This window comes from Streptomyces sp. NK15101, assembly GCF_020400725.1.
GTDB lineage: Bacteria > Actinomycetota > Actinomycetes > Streptomycetales > Streptomycetaceae > Streptomyces.
This window is the reverse complement of record NZ_JAINVG010000036.1, coordinates 30,810-55,616: the sequence shown is the minus strand read 5'-3', so window position 1 is coordinate 55,616 and position 24,807 is coordinate 30,810. Positions and strand designations below refer to the sequence as shown.

General features: G+C 72.5%; 28 protein-coding genes. 16 read left to right on the top strand and 12 right to left on the bottom strand.

From position 1 onward, the window contains the following. Positions 1-73: 73 nt before the first annotated feature. On the bottom strand, positions 74-256 hold the full coding sequence (locus K7G60_RS20325) for a hypothetical protein (RefSeq protein ID WP_225802375.1): 183 nt from the start codon (positions 254-256) through the stop codon (positions 74-76). A 102-nt stretch (positions 257-358) separates the two neighbouring features. Next, positions 359-1,357 (bottom strand): DMT family transporter, encoded by a 999-nt coding sequence (locus tag K7G60_RS20320; RefSeq protein WP_225802374.1) that lies wholly within the window; start codon positions 1,355-1,357, stop codon positions 359-361. Positions 1,358-1,430: 73 nt separating this feature from the next. Here K7G60_RS20320 and K7G60_RS20315 point away from each other — a divergent pair, with 73 nt between their 5' ends. Beyond that, positions 1,431-2,333 (top strand): LysR family transcriptional regulator, encoded by a 903-nt coding sequence (locus K7G60_RS20315; protein ID WP_225802373.1) that lies wholly within the window; start codon positions 1,431-1,433, stop codon positions 2,331-2,333. Between the two features lie 24 nt (positions 2,334-2,357). Here the strand turns inward: K7G60_RS20315 and K7G60_RS20310 are convergent, their stop codons facing one another. Further along, on the bottom strand, positions 2,358-2,825 hold the full coding sequence (locus K7G60_RS20310; protein WP_123458798.1) for a pyridoxamine 5'-phosphate oxidase family protein: 468 nt from the start codon (positions 2,823-2,825) through the stop codon (positions 2,358-2,360). A gap of 85 nt (positions 2,826-2,910) precedes the next feature. Here K7G60_RS20310 and K7G60_RS20305 point away from each other — a divergent pair, with 85 nt between their 5' ends. After that, complete coding sequence (locus tag K7G60_RS20305; protein WP_225802372.1) at positions 2,911-3,582, top strand: cysteine hydrolase; 672 nt, start codon at positions 2,911-2,913, stop codon at positions 3,580-3,582. Here the strand turns inward: K7G60_RS20305 and K7G60_RS20300 are convergent. After that, positions 3,569-3,967, bottom strand: a complete 399-nt coding sequence (locus K7G60_RS20300; RefSeq protein ID WP_225802371.1) for a Rieske (2Fe-2S) protein — start codon at positions 3,965-3,967, stop codon at positions 3,569-3,571. The two genes, K7G60_RS20305 and K7G60_RS20300, sit on opposite strands and share 14 nt — an antisense overlap. Positions 3,968-4,114: 147 nt before the next feature. Between K7G60_RS20300 and K7G60_RS20295 the strand changes: the two genes are divergently transcribed. Continuing rightward, on the top strand, positions 4,115-5,146 hold the full coding sequence (locus K7G60_RS20295; RefSeq protein ID WP_225802370.1) for an AraC family transcriptional regulator: 1,032 nt from the start codon (positions 4,115-4,117) through the stop codon (positions 5,144-5,146). Positions 5,147-5,249: 103 nt separating this feature from the next. Beyond that, positions 5,250-5,858, top strand: a complete 609-nt coding sequence (gene lepB / locus K7G60_RS20290) for a signal peptidase I (protein WP_225802369.1) — start codon at positions 5,250-5,252, stop codon at positions 5,856-5,858. A gap of 3 nt (positions 5,859-5,861) precedes the next feature. Here the strand turns inward: lepB and K7G60_RS20285 are convergent, their stop codons facing one another. Further along, a complete protein-coding gene (locus K7G60_RS20285; RefSeq protein ID WP_225802368.1) occupies positions 5,862-6,464 on the bottom strand; it encodes a TetR family transcriptional regulator in 603 nt (200 codons plus the stop codon). 134 nt (positions 6,465-6,598) lie between these two features. Here K7G60_RS20285 and K7G60_RS20280 point away from each other — a divergent pair, with 134 nt between their 5' ends. From K7G60_RS20280 to K7G60_RS38890, 10 genes are all read left to right on the top strand, one after another. After that, the gene (locus K7G60_RS20280) at positions 6,599-7,285 is read left to right on the top strand and encodes a DUF6230 family protein (RefSeq protein WP_225802367.1); all 687 of its coding nucleotides are present in this window, start codon (positions 6,599-6,601) and stop codon (positions 7,283-7,285) included. A gap of 85 nt (positions 7,286-7,370) precedes the next feature. Continuing rightward, positions 7,371-7,847, top strand: a complete 477-nt coding sequence (locus K7G60_RS20275; RefSeq protein ID WP_225802366.1) for a DUF6114 domain-containing protein — start codon at positions 7,371-7,373, stop codon at positions 7,845-7,847. Next, positions 7,844-8,629, top strand: a complete 786-nt coding sequence (locus K7G60_RS20270) for a DUF6230 family protein (protein WP_225802365.1) — start codon at positions 7,844-7,846, stop codon at positions 8,627-8,629. The genes K7G60_RS20275 and K7G60_RS20270 overlap by 4 nt, the downstream gene beginning before the upstream one ends. Further along, complete coding sequence (locus K7G60_RS20265) at positions 8,623-9,009, top strand: DUF6114 domain-containing protein (protein ID WP_225802364.1); 387 nt, start codon at positions 8,623-8,625, stop codon at positions 9,007-9,009. The genes K7G60_RS20270 and K7G60_RS20265 overlap by 7 nt, the downstream gene beginning before the upstream one ends. 8 nt (positions 9,010-9,017) lie before the next feature. After that, the gene (locus tag K7G60_RS20260; protein WP_225802363.1) at positions 9,018-9,629 is read left to right on the top strand and encodes a hypothetical protein; all 612 of its coding nucleotides are present in this window, start codon (positions 9,018-9,020) and stop codon (positions 9,627-9,629) included. Then, positions 9,626-10,318, top strand: a complete 693-nt coding sequence (locus tag K7G60_RS20255; RefSeq protein ID WP_225802362.1) for a DUF6230 family protein — start codon at positions 9,626-9,628, stop codon at positions 10,316-10,318. The genes K7G60_RS20260 and K7G60_RS20255 overlap by 4 nt, the downstream gene beginning before the upstream one ends. Before the next feature lie 226 nt (positions 10,319-10,544). Then, on the top strand, positions 10,545-11,588 hold the full coding sequence (locus K7G60_RS20250; protein WP_225802361.1) for a hypothetical protein: 1,044 nt from the start codon (positions 10,545-10,547) through the stop codon (positions 11,586-11,588). 237 nt (positions 11,589-11,825) lie between these two features. Continuing rightward, positions 11,826-12,725 (top strand): nuclease, encoded by a 900-nt coding sequence (locus K7G60_RS20245; RefSeq protein WP_308081634.1) that lies wholly within the window; start codon positions 11,826-11,828, stop codon positions 12,723-12,725. Between the two features lie 208 nt (positions 12,726-12,933). Next, on the top strand, positions 12,934-13,323 hold the full coding sequence (locus K7G60_RS20240; RefSeq protein ID WP_225802360.1) for a hypothetical protein: 390 nt from the start codon (positions 12,934-12,936) through the stop codon (positions 13,321-13,323). 196 nt (positions 13,324-13,519) lie between these two features. Next, positions 13,520-13,645, top strand: coding sequence for a hypothetical protein (locus K7G60_RS38890; protein ID WP_255325241.1), 126 nt, complete (start codon positions 13,520-13,522; stop codon positions 13,643-13,645). A 340-nt stretch (positions 13,646-13,985) separates the two neighbouring features. Here the strand turns inward: K7G60_RS38890 and K7G60_RS20235 are convergent, their stop codons facing one another. Beyond that, entirely contained in the window at positions 13,986-14,168 is a 183-nt protein-coding gene (locus K7G60_RS20235; protein WP_225802359.1) for a hypothetical protein, read from the bottom strand. Between the two features lie 207 nt (positions 14,169-14,375). On the opposite strand from K7G60_RS20235, the gene K7G60_RS20230 reads away from it, so the two are divergent. Next, positions 14,376-16,214, top strand: coding sequence for an APC family permease (locus tag K7G60_RS20230; protein WP_225802358.1), 1,839 nt, complete (start codon positions 14,376-14,378; stop codon positions 16,212-16,214). A gap of 114 nt (positions 16,215-16,328) precedes the next feature. Here K7G60_RS20230 and K7G60_RS20225 read toward each other — a convergent pair whose 3' ends face one another. Beyond that, on the bottom strand, positions 16,329-18,284 hold the full coding sequence (locus K7G60_RS20225; RefSeq protein WP_225802357.1) for an APC family permease: 1,956 nt from the start codon (positions 18,282-18,284) through the stop codon (positions 16,329-16,331). Positions 18,285-18,482: 198 nt separating this feature from the next. Between K7G60_RS20225 and K7G60_RS20220 the strand changes: the two genes are divergently transcribed. After that, the gene (locus K7G60_RS20220) at positions 18,483-19,286 is read left to right on the top strand and encodes a DUF4118 domain-containing protein (RefSeq protein ID WP_225802356.1); all 804 of its coding nucleotides are present in this window, start codon (positions 18,483-18,485) and stop codon (positions 19,284-19,286) included. Here the strand turns inward: K7G60_RS20220 and K7G60_RS20215 are convergent. From K7G60_RS20215 to kdpB, 5 genes are all read right to left on the bottom strand, one after another. After that, a complete protein-coding gene (locus K7G60_RS20215; RefSeq protein WP_225802355.1) occupies positions 19,230-19,766 on the bottom strand; it encodes a hypothetical protein in 537 nt (178 codons plus the stop codon). The genes K7G60_RS20220 and K7G60_RS20215 overlap by 57 nt on opposite strands. 54 nt (positions 19,767-19,820) lie before the next feature. Beyond that, the gene (locus K7G60_RS20210) at positions 19,821-20,609 is read right to left on the bottom strand and encodes a GNAT family N-acetyltransferase (protein WP_225802354.1); all 789 of its coding nucleotides are present in this window, start codon (positions 20,607-20,609) and stop codon (positions 19,821-19,823) included. A 79-nt stretch (positions 20,610-20,688) separates the two neighbouring features. Beyond that, complete coding sequence (locus K7G60_RS39435) at positions 20,689-20,766, bottom strand: 50S ribosomal protein bL37 (RefSeq protein WP_374115657.1); 78 nt, start codon at positions 20,764-20,766, stop codon at positions 20,689-20,691. A 14-nt stretch (positions 20,767-20,780) separates the two neighbouring features. After that, positions 20,781-21,590 carry an SDR family NAD(P)-dependent oxidoreductase gene (locus K7G60_RS20205; protein ID WP_225802353.1) on the bottom strand — a complete coding sequence of 270 codons (810 nt, stop codon included), beginning with the start codon at positions 21,588-21,590 and terminating at the stop codon, positions 20,781-20,783. 263 nt (positions 21,591-21,853) lie between these two features. Further along, on the bottom strand, positions 21,854-24,070 hold the full coding sequence (kdpB, locus tag K7G60_RS20200) for a potassium-transporting ATPase subunit KdpB (protein ID WP_225802352.1): 2,217 nt from the start codon (positions 24,068-24,070) through the stop codon (positions 21,854-21,856). Positions 24,071-24,807 lie beyond the last annotated feature (737 nt).

Here is a 24,807-nt window from a genome sequence, read left to right as displayed (position 1 = left end):
CCGGGACGAACGGAACGGCCGGACACCGCCCTCGTGGTGTCCGGCCGTTCCCGTGCCCCGCTGTCGTGTGCGGTCAGTCCTCCAGGAGGTCGGGGAGGCCCAGCTCGTCGAGCTCGACCGGCTCGGGACCGTCCATCGGGGCGACGGCTGCCACGGCTCCGGCGGTGGCGGCCTGGGCCGTGCCGGCGAAACCGAGGAAGGCACCGCTCAGGGCGAGGGCGGCGACGAGGGTTCGGGGAATCGTGGTGAGGTTCATGCCCGGCCAACGATCTTGCGGCCCCGTCCGTAACGGAGAGTGACACGGGAGAGGGAGAGGCGCCCGCCCGTCGCCCGTGCGCTCCGCCGTCCGGGTGGCGCCTCAGGCGCGGCTCGCCGCCCGGGCGGGCACCCCGGCGGGCGCGGGAGCCGGCTGCGGGGCCGTCTCCGGCGGTGCCGTGCGGCGGGAGGTGCGGGTCTGGGTGAGGGCCGCGCCGGCCAGGACCACCAGGGCGCCCACCGGGGTGTTCCAGGTGAGGTGCTCGTCCAGCAGGGCGACGCCCGCCGCCGTGGCGATCACCGGGATGAAGTACGTGACCATGGCGGCCGTCGTCGGGCCGACCTCCGCGACGACGCCGTACTGGAGCAGCATCGCGTACCCCGTCCCGAGCGCGCCGAGCGCGAGCACGGAGAGGAGCGGCAGGAGTTCCACGGACTTCGGGACCGAGGTGAACAGGGGGGTGACCACCGCCAGCTGCAGGGTCGCGAGGCCGACCTGGGAGCCGGCCAGCGAGAGGTTCGAGGCGCCCGTGCCGCTCAGGGTCCTGCGGACGTAGATCCAGCCGACCGCGTAGCTGAAGGAGGCGAGCAGGGCCAGGGCCGTGCCGGTCACGTCGAGGCCGGAGAAGCCCTGCCAGGCGCCGAGCACGGTGAGCACGCCGACGAAGCCGATGCCGAGGCCGGCCGCGCGGACCCGGGTCGGGCGGTCCTCGGAGAGCGCGACGAGTGACAGCACCATGCCCCAGAGCGGCGTCGTCGCGTTGCAGATGCCCGCCAGGGTCGAGGGGATCGTCAGCTCCGCGTACGCGAAGAGGGAGAACGGCAGGGCGTTGAGGAGGAAGGCCGCGACCGTCAGATGGCCCCAGACGCGGGTGCCGCGCGGCAGCCGGTCGCGCTTGACGACGATCGCGACGGCGAGCACCGCCGTACCGAACAGGAGCCGTCCGAAGGTGACCTGGAAGGGGGCGAAGCCCTCCGTGCCGACCTTGATGAAGAGGAAGCTGAAGCCCCAGATGAGGGCCAGGACGCCGAAGCGGACGCGCCAGTCGAACAGACGCGAGGCGGGGGCGGGGGACGAGGAGGACGGGACTGCGGGGCTCATGCACACAGGGTGACCGGAGCAACGTCTTAGAACAAGCGAGAATTCCTCGACCCCTCCCCTTAGTATCGCTTACATGTTGAACCTGGAGCGCCTCCGCACCCTCGACGCCGTCGCCCGGCACGGTTCGGTCAGCGGCGCGGCCGACGGCCTGCACGTCACCACCTCGGCCGTCTCCCAGCAGCTCTCCAAGCTGGAGCGCGAGGTCGGGCAGCAGCTGCTCGCCAAGAACGGCCGGGGCGTGCGGCTCACCGACGCCGGACTGCTGCTCGCCGAGCACGCCGCCCGGATCCTGTCCCAGGTCCAGATGGCGCAGGCCGACATCGAGGCCCAGCGGGGGAGAGTGGTGGGCGAGGTGCGGCTCGCGGCCTTCCCGACGGCGGCTCGCGGACTCTTCCCGGACGCGCTCGCCGCCCTGCGCGCGGGCCACCCCGAGCTCCGCGTCCGCACGACGGAACTGGAGCCGGAGCCGGGCGTGCGGGCGGTCATGCGCGGCGACGCGGACCTGGCGATCGTCCTGGACTGGAGCAACAAGCGGGCGCCCGTCCCCGGCGGCCTCGAGCGCGCCCACCTCCTCGACGACTCCGCCGACGTGGCCCTGCCCACCGGCCACCCGCTCGCCGGACGGGAGGCGGTGGACCTGGAGGACTTCGCCGACGAGGAGTGGGTGTCCTGGCCCGAGGGCGAGTTCTGCCACGACTGGCTGATGTTCACGCTGCGCTCCCAGGGCATCGAGCCGCGCATCGGGCACTTCGCGGGGGAGCACCACACCCAGCTGGCCCTGGTCGCGGCCGGGCTCGGGGTGTGCATCACTCCCCGGCTCGGGCGCCCGGTGCCGGCCGGGGTCGCCTTCGTCCCCGTGCGGCAGAAGGTCCGGCGCCACATCTACGCCACCTGGCGCGCCGACGCGGGCCGCCGCCCCTCCGTGCGCGCGGTCGTCGCGGCGCTGCGGGCGGCGGCGGAGCCGCTGGCGAGCTGAGCCCGGTGCGGGCCGCCGCACCCGTCAGAGGTCCGCGAGCTTGCGGAAGTCCCAGGAGGCGACGGCGTCCGGGGTCAGCCGGAGCCAGGCGTGCCGGCCGTCGTGCGGCATGGAGTCCAGGCCGAAGTTCTTGGCGGCGAAGAGCTGCTCGGGCACGTCGAGTTCGGGGCAGGGCTCGCCGGTGCGCGGCGCCTCGCCGACGAAGACGGCGGTGCCGGACAGTTCGACGCCGCGCAGCTCCCCGTACTCCTCGCCGTCGTCCACCACGACCGCGATCCTCGGATCGGCGCGCAGCTCCGCCCAGCGCCGGCTGCGGGTGATCGAGTACAGCCACAGCGAGGAGCCGTCCCAGACGAACCAGAGCGCGCTGACGTGCGGGCGGCCGTCGGCGGAAACGGTCGCGACCCGGCAGGTGCGCTGTTCGGCGAGGAAGGAGTCGAGCTCGGCCGGGGTCATCATGATCCGGCGTCCACGGCGCTGTGCGACGGTCATCGTCCGCACCCTTCTGGATTTCTGATGAGACGTCAGAAAGCATGGGGGGTCGGTCGCACGCGTGCAAGGGGAGGTCGAAAGAGCCATGGGACGAAGTCCGGGAGAACGGCTCGGGGAGCGGATCCGCCCGGACGGCGGAGTCGTCCTGCTCACCGTCGAGTGCCAGGAGGGCGTCGTCGGCCCCGACAGTGCCCTGCCCGAACTGGCCGCCGCGGCGCGCGGGTCGGGTGCCCTGCGGAACGTGGCCCGGCTCGTCGCCGCCGCGCACGCGGCGGACGTCCAGGTCGTCCACGCCGTCGCCGAGCGGCGCCCCGACGGGCGGGGCGCCAGCACCAACGCCCGGCTCTTCGCGGCCGCCGCCCGGCTGCCCGTGCAGCAGCACAGCGGCAGCAGGGCAGTCCGGATCGCCGAACCGGTCGAGGTCGCCGACGAGGACCTGGTGGTCCGGCGCCTGCACGGCCTCTCGCCGCTCGCCGGCACCGACGTCGACGCGCTGCTCCGCAACCTCGGCTGCCGGACGCTGATCGTCACGGGAGTCTCCGCCAACGTGGCCGTCCCCAACGCGGTGTTCGACGCCGTGAACCTCGGCTACACGGTCGTCGTGCCCGGGGACGCCATCGCGGGGGTGCCCGCCGACTACACCCCCGCGATGATCCGTCACACCCTCGCCCTGGTCGCCACGATCACCACGACCGACGAGGTGCTGGGGTGCTGGAAGGCCCCCCGGGGCGACGGTGGTGCCGTCAGCCGGGACTGATCTCCTCGCCCACCACCTGGATCGGCTCCGGCGGCAGCGGCGCGGGCGCCGGGCCGGACTTCACGCTGCCGTCCGAGATGTCGAAGTGGCTCTGGTGGCACGGGCAGACGATGACGCCGTCCTCGATGCTGCTCACGGCGCAGCCCTGGTGGGTGCACTTCGAGGAGAAGGCCTTGAACTCGCCGGCCTTCGGCTGGGTGATCACCAGACCCTTGTCGGCGAGGATCTTCCCGCCGCCCACCGGGATGTCCCCGGTCCGGGCGAGCGGCGTGCCCTCCGGTGCCGCGTTCTTGTCGTCCCCGCCGCCCCCGCAGGCGGCGAGCGCCGCCGCCAGGCCCGCGCTGCCCGCCGCCGCGACCACTGTCCGACGTGCCACTCCGCTCATGTACTGCCCCTCTTCTTCTTCGGTGTGCAGCACTGACGGTACGGCTGTGAGCTGTGTCCCGTTCACGGGATGCGCACTTCGAGGGCCTTACAGTTTTAAGTAGAGTGTCGGAACCTGGACATCCTTCGATGAAAGTGTCTAGCTTCGGTGAACTCGTCGGTCAGTGCTCATCACGTACGGGCCGTGCTGCTCGGGGCCGAGCGGCGCGGGGTGGCCCCGGGGCCGCTCCTCGCCCGCGCCGGGCTGCCCTCCGCGCTCCTGGAGGAATCGCGGGCCAGGGTCCCGGCGGAACAGTTCGGACAGCTCGTCAGGACGCTGTGGGCCGCGCTCGACGACGAGCTGATCGGCTTCGGCGGCGCGCCCAGCAAGGTCGGGACCTTCGCGATGATGGCCCACGTCGTGGTCCACGGCAGCCGGGACCTGCGCGAGGCGCTCCGGCGCGCGCAGACCTTCTACTCGCTCTTCCCGGCCGGCCCGCGCTTCCGGCTGCTCGAACCCGACGCCGGCGAAACCGGCGGACCCGACGAGGCGCGGATGGAGTTCGACGTCTCCGGATACGACGACCCCCTCCACTTCGGAGCCGAGTCCACCGTCCTGGTCGCGCACCGTTTCGCCGGCTGGCTCGTCCGGCGCCGGATCGGCCTGAGGCGGGTCGAGTTCGTCCACCCCGAACCCCGGCACGCCCGCGAGTACGCCCTGCTCTTCGGCGCGCCCTGCGTCTTCGGCGCGGGGCGGACGGCGGCCGTCTTCGATCGGGCGGACCTGGACGAACCCGTCCTGCGGGACGCGGAGGCGCTCAAGGCCTTCCTCCGCCGCGCCCCGGTGGACGTGCTGGTCCGCAGTGACTACGGCAGCACGGTGACCGGCCGGGTGCGGCACCTGATCGGCCGGGCGCTGCCCGCCGGGCCGGTGCCGACGCCCGAGCAGCTCGCCGACCGGCTGTCCGTCAGTCCGCAGACCCTGCGGCGCCAACTGGCCGCCGAGGGAACGACGTACCAGCGGCTCCGCGACCAGGTGCGGCGCGACCACGCCATCGCCGAGCTGACCGGCGGGCGGGTGTCGATCGAGCGGCTCTCGCGGCAGCTGGGCTTCTCCGAACCCAGCGCCTTCCACCGGGCCTTCCGGCGCTGGACCGGCGAGACGCCCCGGTCTTATCAGACGCGCGGTCAACAACCCTGAGCGGTACGGTCACAGCCGCCGCCCGCCGCCGGGCCTACCTTCCCGCCATGACCGAAATCGACCGGTCCGGTGCCGCCTGGCCGCCGGACCCCAGCCGACGCCGATGAACCCGCGCCGGGCGGCCGGCGCCGTCCTCGGAACCGGTGTCCTGCTCTGCCTGCTCGCCGGGGTCGCCGTCACGGCCCTCGGCGTCCGGGTCGACGGCACCAGCATGAGCCCGACCCTCCGGCCGGGCGACCGGGTCCTCGTCACCCCGGGCTCGGCGGGCGGGGCGCGCCGGTTCGACGTGGTGCTGCTGCGGGCCGCCGGGAAGGACGCACTCCTGGTCAAGCGGGTGATCGCCCTGCCCGGTGACCGGGTGGCGATCGTCTCCACGCCGGACGAGCCCTTCCAGGTCCTCCTCCAAGAGGGCGGCCGGGGGCCGGTGCGCCGGGTGGTGGCGCCCTCGTGGGCGTCGCAGGCCCACCGCACGAGTGCCTGCTGCGGCCCCGACGGCACCCGGTCGGCGCGGCCCGAGCTGCGGACCGTGCCCGAGGGCGCGTTCTTCTACCTGGGCGACAACCCCGATCTGTCGGACGACTCGCGGGCGTACGGCTGGGGCGCGCTGGACCGGGTCGAGGGCCGGGTCGGCGCCCGGGCCCTCCCCGTCTCCGCCTCACCGGACATCGGCAACAGGCCCGTCCTCGAGGAGCACCGGGGGCCGAGTCCCTGAGGCCTACCGGGGGAGCTGCTCCCGGCCCGTGCTCAGGGCGATCCGGACCACGGTGTCCGCGACGCGGCGGGCCGACTCCTCCGGCGAGGGGCCGGCCTGGACGATGTGACTGGCGGTCAGTCGGACCGCCGCGTCCACGGCCAGCTCGCGCGCCACCGGGTCGATGGCGGGCCAGGCCTCCGTGACGTACGCGTCGGCCATCGCCGTCGCCGTGTCGAAGGCCGCCGCGGACCGCGTCGTGAGGTACGGCAGGAGCCCGCCCTCACCGGTGCCGGCCAGCATGGCCTTGATCAGCGGGTTCCGGGCGGCCAGCGTGAGCGTGAAGCCGACGGAGGCCTCGACGGCCGCGCGCAGGTCGTCCCGGTGCGCGTCCAGGCCCTGCTGGATGCCGACGAGGCAGCGCTCCAGCTCGCGCTGGAACAGGGCTTCGCCGACCGCCTCCTTGGAGGGGAACTCGGCGTACAGCGTCTGTCGGCTGACGCCGACGGCGCTCGCCAGGTGCGCCATGCGCAGCTTGTCGAAGCCGCGGTCCGCGACCGCCTCGTACGCGGCGTCCAGCAGGCGTTCGCGCAGCAGTGTCCGGACCGTCTCCCTGAACCGTGGCATCGGCCAAGCCTAGACCAGGGGAAATCTCCCCGGGATCGTCAGAAGTGTTGACACTTCTCAGGAAAGTGTCCAATTCTCGAACAGGTAGCCGCGAAGTGTCATTCGGCCAGTGCGGCACGACGGTTGGAGATCACATGCAGCACGAGACCAGAGGCGTCACCCGCTGGCGCAGATCGGCGTTCCTCGCCGTGCCCGCGACGGCCGCCGTCGCCGCCATGGCGACGGCCATGGTGCAGGGCGCGCTCGCCGCGAACCTCTCGCTCACCAGCGTCCCCTTCACCCTCAGCTCCAAGACGGTCGCCGCGCCCCAGGGCATCGGCGCGGTCATGCACACCATCGACGCCGGCGGGGCCAAGGGCGCCGCCGAGGTCGGCATCGCCAAGGCGGGCCTGGACGGCATCTGCGTCCACGCCGTCCAGTCGGTCAACCTCCCGGTGATCGGCAACCTCGGCACCTGGTCGCTCAACATCTCCTCGCCCGCCGCCGCGACCCCGCTCACCAGCGACCAACTCGTCGCCGGCGCCGGGCTCCAGGCGAACAAGCTCGTGCTCGACGCGCAGGCCCTCAAGGCGGCCACGGCCACGCTCAACGCGAGCGACACCACCCCGAACGTCATCGGCGCGGCCGCCGACGGCGCCGGGATCAAGGGCACCGGCATCAACGACGGCACCTCGGGTCAGTTCGGCCTCGACGCCACCGGCGGCCGGACCGACATCAAGAACCTCAGCGCCGACGCCAACGGCGCCACGATCGCCGGCGCGATCACCCTGCCGGACCTCGCCATCGGAATCGCCCACGGCGACAAGACCTGCGGAGCCTGACCGAACGCGACACCCGGGGCTCCGCGTCCTCCGTGCGGCGCGGGCCCCGGCCCTCCCAACCCCGACCCACCGCTGCGAGGCCCCCATGACCACCGATCCGCCGCCCGAGCCGACCGAATCGTTTATTTTGGGCGGGCCGCACCGCGCGCGCCTCGCCTTCCGCCGCTGGCGCCGCACCCGGCCGTTCTGGGCGGCCCTCTGGACCGGACTCGGCGGCTTCGTCATCTTCTTCCTGCCGATGGCGCCGCTCGGCAGGATCCTCCAGGTCGGCGTCGGCGGCATCGCGGGCATGGCCGGCGGCGTGCTCCTGATGGCGATGGCCCTGCTCATCCTGCTGCTGCCCGGACAGCGCCACACCGCGGGCGTCATCGCGGTGATCGCGGGAGTCGCCTCCTTCCCGCTGTCCAACCTCGGCGGCCTGTTCGCCGGCATGTTCCTCTCGGTCCTCGGCGGCTCCATGGCCTTCGCCTGGCTGCCGGAGAAGCCCGCCGGGCGGCGCCGCCCGCGCCGCACCACCCCCTCCGCCGAAAGGCCCGTGTCCCTGGGGAGCGGATCCGCATGAGCCACCCCTTCTCCGGTGCCCGGCGCATCGGCCCGTCCCTCGCCCGGATGCGTACGGACACCGGCCGTGCCGCCGCCGACTGGAACGCCCGGATGCTCGCCCAGGCCGCCGACGGCACCCGCCGCGGCACCCGCTGGGGGCGCGGCGCCTTCGCCCTCGTCCCCTCGGCCCTCGCCGTCGGCGTCCTCGGCACCGCCCTCGCCCAGGGCGCGCTCGCCGCCAACTTCAGCGTCACCGGACAGCCCTTCACCCTGACCTCCAACGGGGTCCGGGGCAGCGGCTTCGGCGCCATCGTCAACACCCCCGCCGTCGGGCGCCCCGACGGCACCACGAGCACCAGCACCGCGATGGCGCGCGTCGGCTTCGCCAGCGCCGGGCTCGCCGGACTGTGCGGCATCGTCCACCAGACGATCGCCGGGGTCCCGTACTCCCTGCTCCTGACGGGCGGCCAGAAGGTGACGGCGGCCCCGCCCGCCACCTTCACCACCGACATCGACGCCTCGAACCTCTACATCCAGGCCACCGAACTCCAGGCGTACGGGCCCACCACCCTCCAGAACGCGGTCCTCGGCCAGTCCGCCGACCAGGTCACCGTCGCCGGCAAGCCGCTCACCGGCGCCCTGCCCGGCGGCTTCGGACTCGGCTCGGCCGGCGGCGAGGGGGGCAGCTCCATCGCACTGCACGGGCTGAACGCCAGCGCGTACGACGCAGAGATGGCCGGGGCTCTCGTGCTGCCCGACCTGAAGCTCAGGGTCGTCGCGGGAACGGCGACGGCATGCTGAGCCGGGCGAGGGCCGCGTACGCCTGGTTCCGCGCGTTCCGCCGCACCCGGCCGTTCTGGGGCGGGGTGTGGCTGGTCGCCGGCGGCTGGACCGTCCTCAAGTTCTCCCTCAGCTCCCTGCAGTTGATCGTCAGCACCGGCTTCGGGGGAGTGGCCGGCTACCTCGTCGGCGGCGGGATGATCCTGTGCGGACTCATCCCCCTCGCCCTGCCCGCCCAGCGGTACACCTTCGGTCTCATCGGCGTGGTCCTCGCCGTCGTCTCGCTCGTCGTCTCCAACCTGGGCGGCTTCCTGCTCGGCATGATCCTCGGCGTGCTCGGCGGCTCCATGACGGTCGGCTGGGGAGTCAAGCGCCCCCGCCGCCGGGCGGTGGAAGGATGACGGCCGGGATGCGCGGGGCACGGCGCAAGGGCCTCGTCGTGGCGGTGGCCCTGCTCCTCGCGGTCGTCACCGCCGTCTGGTCCGGGCAGCCGAGCAGCGCCTCGGGCGAGAGCGCCGCGGTCGAGCCGCTCGGCGTGCCCTTCCTGCCCTCGCCGGACCCGCTGCACGTCACCATCGACAGCATGGTCGCCGTCTCCATGACGGTCGACAAGGACGTCACCATCCGGCTTTCCGACGGCTCGACGCGCACCACCACCCAGTACACCTTCACCAAGCTCAAGATCCGCTCGCACATGAACGTGGTCCAGCGGGCCGCCGGGCACACCGTCACCATCGACGTGCCCGGGGAGGGCTCGCTCGGCGGCTACGACAGCGCGGGCAAGCCCGAGACGACGACGATGTGGGGGAACATCACCAACGTCTGCGTCCGCGTCCTCGTCAAGATCTGCGGCGTGCAGGGACTGCTCGACTTCTTCGGCTCCCTCATCCCGCTCACCGCCGGAGCCGAGGACTTCACCGGCGACATCTACGCGATCCGTACGGTCGACGACCACGCGGCCCTCGACTCCACCGACAACCCCGTCCACCTCCCCGGAACCATCACGGTGACCACCCCATGAGGACCCGCGAGGAAGGACGCACCCACTGGCGCCGGTCCCTCGCCGTCGCCCTGCCCGCGCTCCTCGCCGCCGTCGGCCTCGGCTCCGCCATGGCGACCGGGACGCTGGCCGTCGGCCTCCGCATCCAGGACCGGCCCGTCGACTTCACCACCAGCAGCCTGTACGGGACGCAGTACGGCGCCGCCGTCGTCGACCAGACCGTCGGGCGCGCCGACGGCTCCACCGGCAGCGAGCGCGTGCTCCGGATGGGCTTCGCGGACGGCGTCATCAACGGCCTCTGCCTGAGCCGGCGGCAGCAGATCGCGGGAGCCACGTACACCCTGCTGCTCACCCTCGGCGACGACGACCCGGGCTCCTGGGAGATCAGGACGAAGAACACCGTCCTCGACCTGCGCGGCGCCACCGGAGTCCTCGACATGGACGGCATCGTCGACCTCAACGTCAACGGCGCCGACGTGAAGACCGTCAAGGACGCCTCCGGCGCGTACGTGGCCAACCCCCTGGACAGCCCGCAGCACCGCTTCGGCATCCAGGCGCGCTACGCCAAGTTCGACCGGATCACCGGCACCGCCCAGGACTTCCAGATCCCGGGCCTCCTCACGACCCCGAAGCTCTCGCTCTCCGTGCGGCCGGGCACGGTCGCCTGCCCCGCGCCGGCGGCCCCCACCGGGACGCCCGGCACACCCTGACCCGGGACCGCGACGGCTTCACCGGATCGGGCGGACTTCCGCGAGAAGCACGCCTTTCGACCTCCGGGCCCGCGGCTCCGGGCACCCTCGGGGTGATGTGGAACCATGGGTGAAGGGCGACGCGCGCACGGTCGCGCCGACCGAGGTGACGGGGCGGGGCGGCAGGACCACGGACAGGGCCGGACGCCCTTCGCCGCCGGCAGGCAGGAAACAACGGGGGGTTGCGGTGAACCAGGTGCTCTATGGCGAGCGATCGTGGAATCCGCTGGCGCGGACGGTCGAGCTGACCGAGGAGACGCTGCGCAGGGGCGGCAGGTTCACGCCGCTGGACGAGCTGAACCTGGGGGCCATGGCCGAGGCCTACCAACGCGGGCAGTGGCTCGGCGGCGGAGGGGCCGAGCGTCCACTGGAGCGGCTGGCACAGGGCCCCGGTGTGGTGCCGGTGACCCGGGTCACCGGCACCAGCACGCCGGTGAGGGTGCGGCAGGCCGCCGACTTCGCCCGGGAACTGGGGGAGTTGGCCGTGCGCCGGAGCGGCGGACCGGAGGGCGTGGACGCGCTGGCCCGCCGAGCCTGGGCCGAAGGCGTACCGCTCTGGATCGCACGGCGGTGTGCCGAGGGCCCCGCGGGGCCGATCACGGTCGCCGTGGACCGGCGCCTGGTGCGCGTGGACGTGTGGGGACCCCAGGCCCCGGTCGTGCGGCTCAGGGCCCCGCAGGGCTTCCACGGCGACTCCGCGGACAAGGACAAGGGGCTGCGCCTGACCGTCGGCGACGCCACCGCCGACCTCAGGCTGACGAAGAAGCTGCGCAAGTCGAAGAGCTCCGTCGAGATGGAGCTGTCGGGGCGCCGATGGCTGCTGCGGCGGTCCACCGCGACGAGCTCCTGGCTGCTGCGCGACGAACAGCGCGTCGCCCTGCTGACGCGCCCGCCCCGCCGGCCGGCGGTCGAGCCGGGCTCGGTCCTGCTGCCGCTCGCTCCGGTGCGGTACGAGAGCAGGGACCCGCTGGACGCGGTCGTGGCGCAGGTCTTCGCCGTCGCCTTCGGCCTCGGGGACACGACGGGCCTGGCGCGGTTCCGGTCCGAGCGGCGCCAGGCGGACGGCGGCGAAGCGTACGTCACCGACGCCGACTGGGACCGCTCCTGGTTCAGCAACCTCGGCCACGGCAGCGACGACAACGAGGCCGGCGGCGGAGACGGTTGGGGCTCGGACGGCGGCGACTCGGGTGGGGGCGACGGCGGAGGGGACGGTGGAGGCGGAGGGGATTAGGGCCTGCTGCGAAAGCAGGTGCGGCGCCCTCGTCGGCGGTCCGGCGCGTGATCGGGGCGTCGGCCTTTCCTCGGAGGCGAGGGCGGGGGTGGAGGCGGGGCGCCGGCCCGGCCGGCGAGGTGATCCGGCCGGAGCGAGGAACGGCGAGACCGGCGCGCGAGGCACCGGCGGGGGACGGCCGCGTCGCGACCCCGGGCATGTACCGTGTGTGACCATCGAACACGAACAGTGATGACCGTGACGGGAGTCGCCATGCCCATGCTGCTCATCAAGGGCTCGTTCAAGGTGTCGGAGAAGGCCAGGCCGGACGGTGACACCGTCCCGTTCATCCCCGACAACGTGGCCGACTGGAAGCTCGTGCCCGGGTGCAAGCCGATCCTGCCCGCGGTCGACGGCCACGCCAACGTCCGGCTGGAAGGCATCGACGCGCTGGAGACGCACTTCGAGGGCAACTACGGACAGGAGCAGCACCAGCCGGTCGACCTCGCGCACCAGGCCGCGGACGAGCTGCTGAAGTGGCTCGGCTTCACCAGCGTCGTCCGCAAGGCGGACGGGACCGTCACCCTCACCCCCGCCGGCGTGCCCGGCTTCATCCTCACCCGGGGCGCCGACATCCACGGCCGCTGCGTGGCCCTCGTCGGCCGCGGCACCCCGCCCGGCTGCACCGGCTACGAGATCAACGTGGACGACGACCTGCTGAAGAAGACCGCCAACTACTACCTGCTCTCGGTCGGCCTGGTCTACCCGACCTTCTACACGGGCTTTCCCGTCTCCCTGCGCAATGTCCTCGCCACCGCCGCCAAGCAGGCGAGGGAGTCCACGCCCCCGCTGGGCGTGTGGGCCAAGGACGTGACGCAGTCCGGGGTGAAGATCGCCGGGATGGCCTCGCTCACGGCCGACGACGGGGCGGTCATCCTCCCGAAGCTGTTCCGCCGGCTGAAGGAGTACCTGGACCTCAACCCCACGGACTCCTCGCTGGCCTGCCTCCCCTCCTACCTGGGCGGGGGCGCGGACAGGTTCCACATGCCGCCGACCTCGAAGGAGATCGTCGGCCTGCAGCACGCCGTCGAGATCACCAACGGCAGCACCGTGAGGATGACCCACCGCCCCGAAGAGATCATCTTCGTGGAGAAGTGAACGGGACGGAGGCCGACCGGCCCCGCCCCGGACCGCCGTTCCCGTGCCGCCCGAGCGGAGCGATGACGGCGAACCGACGCGCCGGCCGAAGGGCCGTCCGCTCGGCTCAGGTGCTCGCGCGCCGGTGAGGAGCCGATCGGGCGACCCGTGCGCCGGGGCCCGGCGCGCGTCGCGCGGGCCGGGCGGGGCCGCGCGCTAGCTTCGGGTCATGGCGGAGCCCCTCTTCTACGTCGACCGCTCCGAGATCCTGGAGGGCGGGGTCGAGGAGGTCAGGGCCGGGATGCGCGACCTGGCCGCGTTCGTGGCGGAGCGCGAGCCGCGGCTCATCGCCTACCACTTCTACCTCGACGAGGCGGCGTCCACGATGAGCGTCGTCGCCGTGCACCCCGACCCGGCCTCGATGGAGCGGCACCTGGAGCTCGGCGGGCCGAAGTTCCGCGCGTTCGGCGCGCTGATCCGGATGCGCTCCATCGACGTGTACGGGCAGCCGGGCCCGGCGGTCGTCGACCGGCTCCGCGAGAAGGCCCAGTACCTCGGCGGCGCGTCCGTCACCCTCCACACCCTCCAGGCGGGCTTCAGCAGGCTGGATGGCGGGTGAGGTCCGGGTCGTGCGGCCGCGCGCCGCGTCGCCGTCGGCCCGCGCGGACGCGGCCGCCCCACGGAAGCGGAGCCGGACGAACGGCCGCGCCGGCCGCCCGTCGGGACCGGACTCCACCGCCACCCGGGAGGCGGTGCGCCGCAGGGGCGAGACGGTCCTTGGATCATGAGGGGCATCCGCCGGATAGCCTGGCGAAATGCTTACCGAAGTGACAGCGACCCGCTATGTCACGCCCTTGCGCGAGGGCGGCTCGCTCCCCGGGATCGTCGAGGCCGACGACCTCGGCACGTACGTCATGAAGTTGTCCACCTGGTGGCGCTGACCTGCATCGATGCGGGCGTACCCACCGCTGACCTGCGCGGATAGGTCTTTCAGCGTCTTTCGGGATCGTGCTGCGTTACGCGGTCGATTCTCCCCACGCGCTCCCCAGGACCGCCGATACTCCCCAGATTCTCCCCAGGGAGTGCGGTCGCGGCGGCTGTGGTGAAAGGCGAGGTCGATCCATCGGACGCGCCGCCAAGGGCATGCTGAGCCACCTTCTGTAGTGCGGTGCCGAAGAGCCGGGAGGGTGAGCGCAAGGCGCTAGCGGAGTGCGCCCGCTGGACCGCCGGCTTGTCGTCGACGCTTTTCCGATGACCCAGGAAGCCCCGTGATGTTGGTGGTCACGGGCGGTAGACCAGTTCCAGGAGGACGGCTGCGATGAGTTGCCACGCACCGGCGGCGAGCAGCCACATGCTGTCGAGCGCCAGCCCGGTGGCGCTCGTGAGAGACGCGCCGACGAAGAGCGTGAGGGAGATGCGGCGCATGCGGTGGTCGGAGGGCAGGCGTCCGTCATGGGGGCTCATGGGGTGCACTGTAGGGCCGCGGTCGGGCAGGACTGCCGACGCCCGGGAAGTCTTCACACCACCCTGATGCCCTCCGCGCCGTGGAAGCCGGTGTCAAGGATCTGTCAGGGGAAGGCAGAGCGGCGCCAAGAACGCGCCAGGAAGGGCGGACAAGCCTGCGGGACGGGCGGAAGCTGAGCGGAGCCCGATCCGAAGGAGTCCGTCCGCATGACCACCGTGACCGCCGAGAAGGACGCCGTACCCGGCGCCGAGGAACCGCCCGATACCGGCGCGCGGCACAAACTGACCGCCGTCACCGGGCTCGCGGCCCTGTCCCTGGACGCGATGGCGTCGGTCGCCTACGGACCCGAGGCCATCGTGCTCGTCCTCGCCGTCGCCGGCGGGTACGGGCTCGGGTTCACACTGCCGGTGACGCTCGCCATCGCGGGGCTTCTCGCCGTGCTGGTCGCCTCGTACCGGCAGGTCATCGCCGCGTTCCCGGACGGCGGCGGTTCCTACGCCGTGGCGAAGGCACACCTGGGACGGCGGACGAGCCTGGTCGCGGCGGGCTCGCTGGTGCTCGACTACGTGCTGAACGTGGCCGTAGCCGTCACCGCCGGTGTGGCCGCGCTGACGTCGGCCTTCCCGGGCCTGTACGGCGACCGGCTGGTGATCTGCCTCGGCGTCCTGGTGCTCATCACGGCCGTGAACCTGCGCGGGATCGTCGACTCGGCCCGCGCGTTCATCGTCCCGACCGCCGTCTTCGTCGGCGCGATCCTCGTCGTGATCGCCGTCGGCCTGTTCCGCGACGCACCCGTCTCCACTGCGGCCTCCGAGGGTCATGTCTCCGTACTCGCCGACAATGCCACCACCGTGGGGGCCCTGCTCCTGCTCAAGGCGTTCGCCTCCGGCTGCTCCGCGCTGACCGGTGTGGAGGCGATAGCCAACGCGGTGCCGTCCTTCCGGGCACCGGCCGCCCGCCGGGCGATGCGCGCGGAGGTGGCACTGGGCGGGCTGCTGGGCGTGATGCTGATCGGCCTGTCGGTGCTGATCTCCCGTTTCGGGCTCCAGCCGGTGGAGGGCGTCACCGTCCTCGCCCAGCTCACCGACGCCTCCCTCGGCCACAACGGGGCCTTCTACGTCGTGCAGTTCGCGACCATGGTGCTGCTGGCGCTCTCGGCGAACACGTCCTTCGGCGGTCTGCCCGTCCTGCTGAAGCTGCTGGCCCGGGACAACTACGCGCCGCACGTCTTCGGCCTGAAGGCGGACCGGCAGGTGCACCGGCACGGCGTGATGTGGCTGGCGGTGGTCTCGGCGGCGTTGCTGGTCTTCTCCGGAGGTGACACCAACACCTTGGTGCCGCTCTTCGCGATCGGTGTGTTCGTCGGCTTCACGATCGCCCAGACCGGCATGGTCCTGCACTGGAGGGCCACCCGGCAGTGGGGCAAAGCCCTCCTCAACGGCCTCGGCGCCGTTCTGACCGGCGTCTCCGCGGTCGTCGTCACCGCCACCAAGTTCCACGACGGAGCCTGGCTGATCGTGATCGCCCTGCCCGTGCTCGTCCTCGCCTTCGAGACAGTCCACCGCGCGTACGGGCGGATCGGCGAGCGCCTGGGCGTGGGCAGGATCCCGGAGCCGCCGCACCGCGAGCGCTCTCTGGTCCTGGTGCCCGTCTCCTCGCTCACCCGGCTCACGAGCGAGGCCCTCACCACCGCGGTCTCCCTCGGCGACGAGGTCCGCGCGGTGACCGTCTGCCATCCGGACGCCGAGGATCTGGCGGCCACCGAGGCCCTGGAGCGGGACTGGGCCCTGTGGAACCCGGGCGTCCCGCTCGTCCGGCTCCCTTTCGAACGCCGCTCGCTCGGCAAGCCCCTCAGCGCCTACGTCCGCGCGCTGCGCGACGACGCCCCCGGAACCCGTGTCACCGTCCTGATTCCCGAGGCCGAACCCGAGAGCCTGTGGCAGCGGCTGCTGCAGAACCAGCGCGGCGCCGTCGTCGCTCATGCCGTACGCCGGGACACCGACGCCGTGATCTGCCGACTGAGGTTCCGGCTCGGGGGTCGCTAGCCGGCCGGGATCGTCTCCGCCATGCCTCCCAGGCGGCCACGCCGCCGGATACGGACCTCGTCGCCATGGGATTCACTACGGGCGGCACGCCAGGGGCGATGGGGGGACGTTCGATCAGCCGACGTGGACGCGGGGGCGGCGGTCGCGGTCGGACTCCGCCTCGCGGAGGATCTCTCGGGTGACCGGGGCGATCTCGCCCTGGCCGAAGAGGAAGAAGCGGAGGAAGTTGGCGAAGGGGTTGCCCTCGGTCCACTCGAAGTAGACGTGCGGACGCACACCGGTCATGTCCCGGGCGTGGAGCAGGAGGGCCGCGAGGGCGTTGGGGACGGAGGAGGACTCGACGGTGAGGACCCGGTAGCGGTCATGGAGGACCTCGCCGCGTACGGTCAGTCCGGCCTCGAACTCGGAGGGATCGGTGACGGTGACCTCGATGAAGACGAAGTCCTCGGTACCGGGCAGGTCGTTGTCGGCGCGGATCTGGTCCTTCTTCGCCCGGTACTCCTCGGCGTCGCGGTTGTCCGGCTCGTTGGCGATGAACCGCGGGGTCCGGCTGGCGACGTCACGGATGAAGCGCTCCGCCATGTCGTCGAGCTCGACGTGGGTGACGCGCAGCTCGAAGGCGCGGCCGAGGCGGGAGAGGAGGGAGATGAGGATGATGCCGGCGATGAAGCAGGCGCCGATCTTCACGCCGTCCGGGCGCTCGATGACGTTGACGACGGTGGTGTAGAGGAAGACGACCGAGATGGCGCCGAAGCCGATGGTCCAGCCGCGCTGGCCGGCCTTGCGGGCGGCGATGGTGACGGCGATGGCGGCCGAGCAGATCAGCACGAGGACGCCGGTGGCGTACGCGCCCCCCTGCGCGTCGACGTCGGCGTCGAAGATCCACGTCACCAGGAAGGCGACCAGCGTGAAGACGATCACCATGGGGCGCACGGCCCGCGCCCAGTGCGGTGCCATGCCGTACTTCGGCAGGTAGCGCGGCATCAGGTTGAGCAGGCCGGCCATGGCGGAGGCGCCCGCGAACCAGAGGATGAGGATCGTGGAGACGTCGTAGACCGTGCCGAAGGCGTTGCCGAGGTACTCGTGGGCGAGGTAGGCGAGCGCGCGGCCGTTGGCCTTGCCGCCGGACTCGAACTCCTCGTGCGGGATCAGCACCGTGGTGATGAAACTCGTGCAGATGAGGAAGACGCTCATGATGAGCGCGGCCGTGGTCAGCAGCTTCTTCGTGTCCCGGATGCGTCCTGTCGGCCGAGCCTCGGTGTCACCAGCGTCGCCCTTCACGTGCGGCATGACGGCGACGCCGGTCTCGAAGCCGGAGAGGCCGAGGGCGAGCTTGGGGAAGACGATCAGCGCGACGCCGATCATGACGAGGACGTTGCCGTGCTCCTGGGTCAGGGCGGCGGTCCAGTCGGTGACGACGTGTCCCTCGGTCAGCACCTGGTAGAGGCCGGTCACGACGACGACGGCGTTGAGTCCCAGGTAGATGCCGACGAGGGCGACGGCGACGCCGATGGCCTCCAGGAAGCCCTTGAGGAATACCGCGCCGAGCAGCGCGATCAGGATCATCGTGATGATCACCTGCTTGTCGTGGAGCGCCGATTCCAGGTGCGGGTTCTCCACGAGGTGGGTGGAGGCGTCGGCAGCCGACAGGGTGATGGTGATGAGGAAGTCGGTGGCGGCGAAGCCGAGCAGGGTGAGGACGAAGAGCTTGCCCTTCCAGAAGGACAGCAGTCGCGACAGCATCGCGATCGAGCCCTCGCCGTGCGGGCTCTCCTCCGCCACCCGCCGGTAGACCGGCAGCGCGCCCGCCAGGGTCACGATCACGAGCACGATGGTGGCGATGGGAGAGAGGAGGCCGGCCGCGAGGGCGGCGATGCCGGGCTGGTAGCCGAGGGTGGAGAAGTAGTCGACACCGGTCAGGCACATCACCCGCCACCAGGGCTGGCCCTTGTGTCCGGCGTCCGGGGCCGTCTCCTTGGGGCGGGACGGCTTTCCCTTGCCCATGTCGGACAGGCCCTCCAGCATCCACGCGCGCAGCTTCCCGCCGCGCGTCTCGTCTGTGGTGGCCATGGGGTGCTCCTGGAGTCTGCTCGATGAGGGGTTTTCGGCCGCCTGCGATGCGGCCGAGCCAGCGTAAGCAGGGTGCGGGGAGGCGTAGCCGGCGTGCGCGTCAGGGAAGCGTCAAGATCCGCCGGTAGGGCGTCACCTTCCTCACATCGGGTGCAGTCTCAATTGATAGTGAGCGCGTGTGGGCCGCTGAGGAGGCCGATGATGCGTATGCCGATCCGGGACGTGGTCGCCGTGACGGCCGCGGTCCTCGCACCCTTCCTGGTGGCGCTGACGTTGCTGCCGCTGCGTAGGAGCGTCACTTCCACCAACCTTGCGCTGGTGCTGGTCGTCGTGGTCGTCGCCGTCTCGGCGCTGGGGAACCGGTGGGCCGGTGCGCTTGCCGCGGTCTCGGCGGTGGCCTGGTTCGACTTCTTCCACACCGAGCCGTATCAGAGCTTCGACATCCGGGATCGGGCCGATGTCGAGACGGCGCTCCTGCTGCTTGTCGTCGGCCTGCTCGTGTCCCAGCTCGCCGCCCGGGCCCGCGTGATGCGGTCGGCCGCGGGCGCGGACGCGGAATACCTGGAACGCCTGCACGGCACGATTCGCCTGATGCGATCGGGTGGAGGTGCGGCGCCGGAGCTGATCGACCGGTTTCGCCGGGATCTTGTGGACGTGCTGGAGCTGCGGGAGTGCCGGTTCACCTTCGCCGTGGAGCCTGCCGGTTCTCCGCCGCCCAGGCTCCAGACGGACGGGTCGGTGCGTGTGGAGGGCTGGATCTGGGACCTGGAGCGGCAGGGGTGGCCGGACGGGGAGATCGAGCTGCCGGCTCTGGCGGCCGGCAAGGTTCGGGGGCGGTTCCTGCTGACGCCTGTGCCCGGAGCCGTACCGGTCCCGGTGGAGGCGCGACTCGTCGCCGTCGACCTGGCCGGCCTCGCGGCGGTCGTGCTCGAAGGTTCGGGGCGGCTAGTCCAGGCCGGAGACCCTGAGGACGGTGCGGGCCGTCTCGGAGTGGACGTGTAGAGCGAGCCGTGTGAGGTCGGCCGTGCCGTGATGCAGGGTGCCGTGTGTGCGGGACGTACGGGCGTCGGCTTCGATGCGCAGCCACAGGGCGGGGTTGGCGAGGAGGACGCGGAGGTCGACCTCGGCGCGGGCACCGTCCTCGTCCCGCAGCGCGAGGCGCCCGGCGGTGTCCGCTGGCCAGGCGACCGCCACGAGCCGGTCGGTGCACACCGTCCGGGTGACCCACAGGCCCCGCACCGTCAGGATGCCCGGCGCGGCGCTCACCCTGGCCGGCAGGAGGATGACCAGCAGGACCACGCACAGGGTGATGCAGCCCAGGGCGCCCGGCAAGGTCAGGCCGTGCGGGGTTCCGGCATCGACGACCAGCGCGACGCCGAGCAGGAGGCCCGAGCAGAGCAGGGCGGCCCGGGCCTCGCCGGGCCATCCGGCGTCGTGCAGCACGTCGGCGGCGGGGCGGGGAGAGGGAAGCGGTGGCTGCATGGCGCTGACGCTAGGGCCGGGCACCCCGTGTGCGCGGTGCGGGCTACGCGCTGTTTACGCGGCGGCCCGCAGATTTGACGTGCCGCTGACGGCGGTGTGCGGGCCGGTGGTGTGGTGCACGTACTCGCGCAGGAGCCGGAACCCGGCGGTCCAGGCGAGCAGGCGGCTCGCCCGGTTCTCGCGGGAGCAGCTCCAGGTGGCAGTCCGGCCGCGGGCGGCGATGTCGGTGGTCAGGCCGGCGACGCAGGCGAGGGTCAGGTGCTGTCGCCGCTCGGCGGGGTCGGTGGCGCAGGCCACGTCCTCGTACCGGCTGCCCGTGAACCGGGAGCAGGCCACGGCCAGGACCCGTTCCTTGCGGAAGGCGGCCCAGCCGTGCCCGGAACGGGCGAGGCCCTCGGGGCCGCCCCACGTGGCGAAGGGCCGGCCGAGGGGGAGACCGGCGGCGGCGAGTGCCGGGCCGTCCTCCGCGCGCAGGCGCCGGACCGTCGTCCCGTGGGGGATCCGCGTGGCGGCTGCCTCCGCCCGGTGCACGTAGAGCATGCGGTCCCAGGGGTGCAGGAGGTCGAAGGCGGCGGCGAGCACGGGCAGGAAGCGGGGGGACGCCTCGACGCAGTGTCCGGCCAGCGGGGCGAGGTCGGAGGGGGCGAGGACGGTGGGGTCGCCGGCCAGGAGGGCGTGGCGACCGCTGGTGACGGCGATGACGCGGGGGTGGACGGGGTGGCCGGTCCACCAGGTGCCGTGGCCGGTGGCGAGCACGTGCTCGGCCAGGGCCGCCGTGCCGGGCGCGCCGGTGGGGAAGGCCCGCGCGGCGGAGGGCGGCTGGTGGGCGGGGTGGGGGATCACGGGAACCTCCGGGAGTACGGGAGCGGGGCGGCCCGCTGTCACGGTGCGGGCCGCCCCGGGTGGGAACAGAGGGAGAGGGTCAGCTCTGGCCGGCTCTGCGGCCGTGGTTCGCCTTCTTCTTGCGGCGGGCCTTCTTCTTGCGGGCGCGCTTGGACATGTCCGGTGCCCCTTTCAGGCCGTCTGGCCGACGAGGACGTCGGCGAGCTTGCTGAGGCGCTTCACGGTGCGTTCCTCCAGGGCGACCGGTGCCGGGGTGACGCGGTGCTCACGGTCGTAGTAGGCGCCGTTGACGATCTCCGTGGCCGGGTCGCAGAGGCGGACGACGTGGGCGGCGCCCTCGGCCGGGGCGACGCCCTCGTGCGCGTACAGGGGCAGGAGGCTGGTGGCGCAGATGCCGGGGTGGACGGAGACGGCGGTCACCCGGGGGTCGGCGGCGAAGACGGTGAGGGCCAGCTGGGACTGGGCGTAGGCGGCGAGGCGGGAGTAGCGGCGGGTCCGGTTGGGGTCGCTCCACTGGATGGAGCCGGTGCGGTGGAGCACGGAGGAGACGTTGACGACCCGGCCGCCGGGGTCGGTGGTGAGGGCGGGTTCGAGGAGGTGGGTGAGGAGGTAGTGGGCGAGGAAGTTGACCTGGAAGGCGATCTCATTGCCGTCGGCGGTGACGGTGTGGCGCTCGGGCGCGGCCATGCCGGCGTTGTTGACGAGCACGTCGAGGCGCGGGTGCTCGGCCAGGACGCGGTGCGCGAGGCGCTCGACCTCCTCCAGGCGGGTGAAGTCCGCGCCGAGCGGGCGCAGGCGGGCCTCGTCGACGTCGGCCAGGGTGACCAGACGGTCGGTGGCGGCCTGCGCCTCCTCGGCGGTGCGGCCGTGGACGAGGACCGTGGCGCCGCGCTCGGCGAGGATCCGGGCCGTCTGGTAGCCGATGCCGGAGGTGGCGCCGGTCACCAGAACGGTGCGGGAGGAAAGGTCGGAAACGGACATGACTGGTCAGTCCCTTACGGGTCTCGAAGGTGTGCGGGTACGAAGAAGGGGCGCCGGACGCGAGAGGTCACGACGCCCCGTGGCAGGGCCGGAGAAGGATCAGCGGCGTACTGCGGTCTCCGGACAGCGGGGCTCACGACGGGGCGCCCGATGGGGCGGCCGGTCGAGCAGGAGCCACGCGCTGTCCATGCTTCCCATCGAAGCCTCGGGTCGGTCCGCTCGCAAGCCCAACAGGCTTTCCCTAATGAAGCCCTGACGGATATTCACCCGAGGCCGAGGACGGTGGAGACGAGCAGGTCGATGGCCTTGATGCCGACGAAGGGGAGGATGAGGCCGCCGAGTCCGTACACGAGCAGGTTGCGGCGCAGCAGCTCGTGCGCGGACGCCGGGGTGTAGCGGACGCCGCGCAGGGCGAGCGGGATCAGGGCCACGATGATCAGGGCGTTGAAGATGATGGCGGAGGTGATCGCCGAGGTCGGGTTGCTCAGCCTCATGATGTTCAGTGCTTCGAGCCCCGGGTAGGCGCCCGCGAACATGGCGGGGATGATCGCGAAGTACTTCGCGGCGTCGTTCGTGATGGAGAAGGTGGTCAGCGCTCCGCGGGTGATGAGGAGTTGCTTGCCGATCTCGACGATCTCGATGAGCTTGGTCGGGTTCGAGTCGAGGTCGACCATGTTGCCGGCCTCCTTCGCGGCCGACGTGCCCGTGTTCATCGCCACGCCGACGTCCGCCTGGGCGAGCGCGGGGGCGTCGTTGGTGCCGTCACCGGTCATCGCGACCAGCTTCCCGCCCTCCTGCTCCCTTCGGATCAGGGCGAGTTTGTCCTCGGGGGTGGCCTCGGCGAGGAAGTCGTCGACGCCGGCTTCGTGGGCGATGGCCCGGGCGGTGAGCGGGTTGTCACCGGTGACCATCACGGTACGGATGCCCATGCGGCGCAGCTCCGCGAACCGCTCCCGGATTCCCTCCTTCACGACGTCCTTGAGGTGGACGATCCCGAGCACCCGGGGACCGTCGCCGTCGTGGAGGGCCACGAGGAGGGGCGTACCGCCGGCATCCGCGATCGCGTCGGACCAGGCGCGGGCCTCGGGCGGCACCGTGCCCCCGTACATCTCCACCCAGGCGGTGACCTGGGCCGCGGCTCCCTTGCGGATGTGGCAGGCGCCGCCGTCCCAGCGCAGGTCGACGCCGCTCATCCGGGTCTGCGCGCTGAACTCCACGAACCGGGGGTTCGCCAGTTCGCCCTCGGCGGGAGCCTCCAGACCGTACTGCCGCCGGGCGAGCTCGGCCACGGACCGCCCCTCGGGGGTCTCGTCGGCGAGGGAGGAGAGCTGCGCCGCGTCGGCCAGGAGGGCGGCCTCCACTCCCGGGAGCGGGATGAAGGCGGCGGCCTCACGGTTGCCGAGGGTGATCGTGCCGGTCTTGTCGAGGAGCAGGGTGTTCACGTCACCTGCCGCCTCGACGGCCCGGCCCGACATGGCGAGGACGTTGCGCTGGACCAGGCGGTCCATGCCGGCGATGCCGATCGCGGAGAGCAGGGCCCCGATCGTGGTAGGGATGAGCGTGACGAGGAGGGCGACGAGGACGGTGGTGGTCGGGGCGGCGTCCGCGTATCCCGCCATCGGCTTCAGTGCGACGACCACCAGGATGAAGACGACGGTCAGCGCGGAGAGCAGGATGTTGAGGGCGATCTCGTTCGGCGTCTTCTGGCGTTCCGCGCCCTCGATGAGGGCGATCATCCGGTCCATGAAGGAGTGACCGGGGCGCGAGGTGACGCGGACGACGATCCGGTCCGAAAGAACCGTCGTCCCGCCGGTGACCCCGGAGCGGTCGCCGCCCGCCTCGCGGATCACGGGCGCGGACTCGCCCGTGACGGCGGACTCGTCGACCGAGGCGATGCCGGCGACGACGTCGCCGTCCGCCGGGATCAGTTCGCCCGCCTCGACGAGGACGAAGTCGAACTGCTTGAGGTCGGTCGCGGCCACCGCCTCCGTCGCCGCCCGGTCGACGTCGGTGCCGTACCGCCAGTGCGTGAGCCGCAGCGCGACCGTGTCCGTCCGGGCCCTGCGTAGCGACTCGGCCTGCGCGCGGCCCCGGCCTTCGGCGACGGCCTCCGCCAGGTTCGCGAAGACCACGGTCAGCCAGAGCCAGACGCTGACGGTCCAGGTGAACACGGAGGGGTCGAACAGCGCCGAGAGCGTGGTCAGCGCCGAGCCGACGGCCACCACGAAGAGCACGGGCTTCCGGACGAGGGTCCGCGGGTGCAGTTTGCGCAGCGCCTCGGGGAAGGACTTCACGAGCTGTATGGGGTCGAGCAGCCCGCCGTGGCCTGCGCGCCGGCGCCCGGGACGGAAGCGTGGGGCGGGATTGCGGGGCGGGGCCGGCGGGAGGCCGGGGAGGGGCGGTTCGCCGGAAGGCGGCGAACCGGCAGGGACATGCGGGCCGGCGGGAGGGTGCGCCGGTCGGGGCGCGGCGGAATGCATCGCGGAAGACCTTCGGGAAGATCCCGGCCGGCCGTGCGGCGCAGGCCGAGGAGAAACGGCTGGACCCCTCCCGGGAAGAAGTCCCGGAAGAGTGGACTGTCCGGCCCGCGCCCGCGGGTGCCCGGCCGTGTGGACCGGGCACCCATGGTGCTGCTGTGGACGGACAGCACGGTCGCGACGCGGGGGCACAGAACGCCGGATGGGAGGGCGTACCGTGCCCCCGCGGCCGGGACGATCAGGCCACTGACGTCCCTGGGCCGGTGAGCGACCGAGCATGAACGTAGACGCTCGACGCTCGGGTGGAGCCCGCTCGGCGCACGCTTTGACGAGCCTCTTACGGGCTGCTGAAGGTGTTCGTCAAGGCCCCGTCAAAGCGAGGTGATCAAACGTCAGGACAGCGTCAAGGGGGCCGGATCTCCACCCGGTCGTGCCACAGGATGATCTCCTCACGGGGGATCGGACGGTCGTTCGAGCGTGTGAGGTGTGAGGGGGCGCGTCGCCGAGGCGGCGCGCATGGTCCGTGACCGACGGCCCGGACCGACACCTCGGTACGAGCGGGCGGGACCGTCCGACGAGAGGGACGTTCCGGCCCGCGGCACCAGGGGGTGGCCGCGGGCCGGACGAGCCTTCCTGCACGACAGCCACTCCCTCCCATGCCCCGACGTCCGCACTCCGGATCGGCGGACGTGCGCGCCCGCCCGCGTGAACCACCCGTACAGGAACCGTCAAGGCCCCGT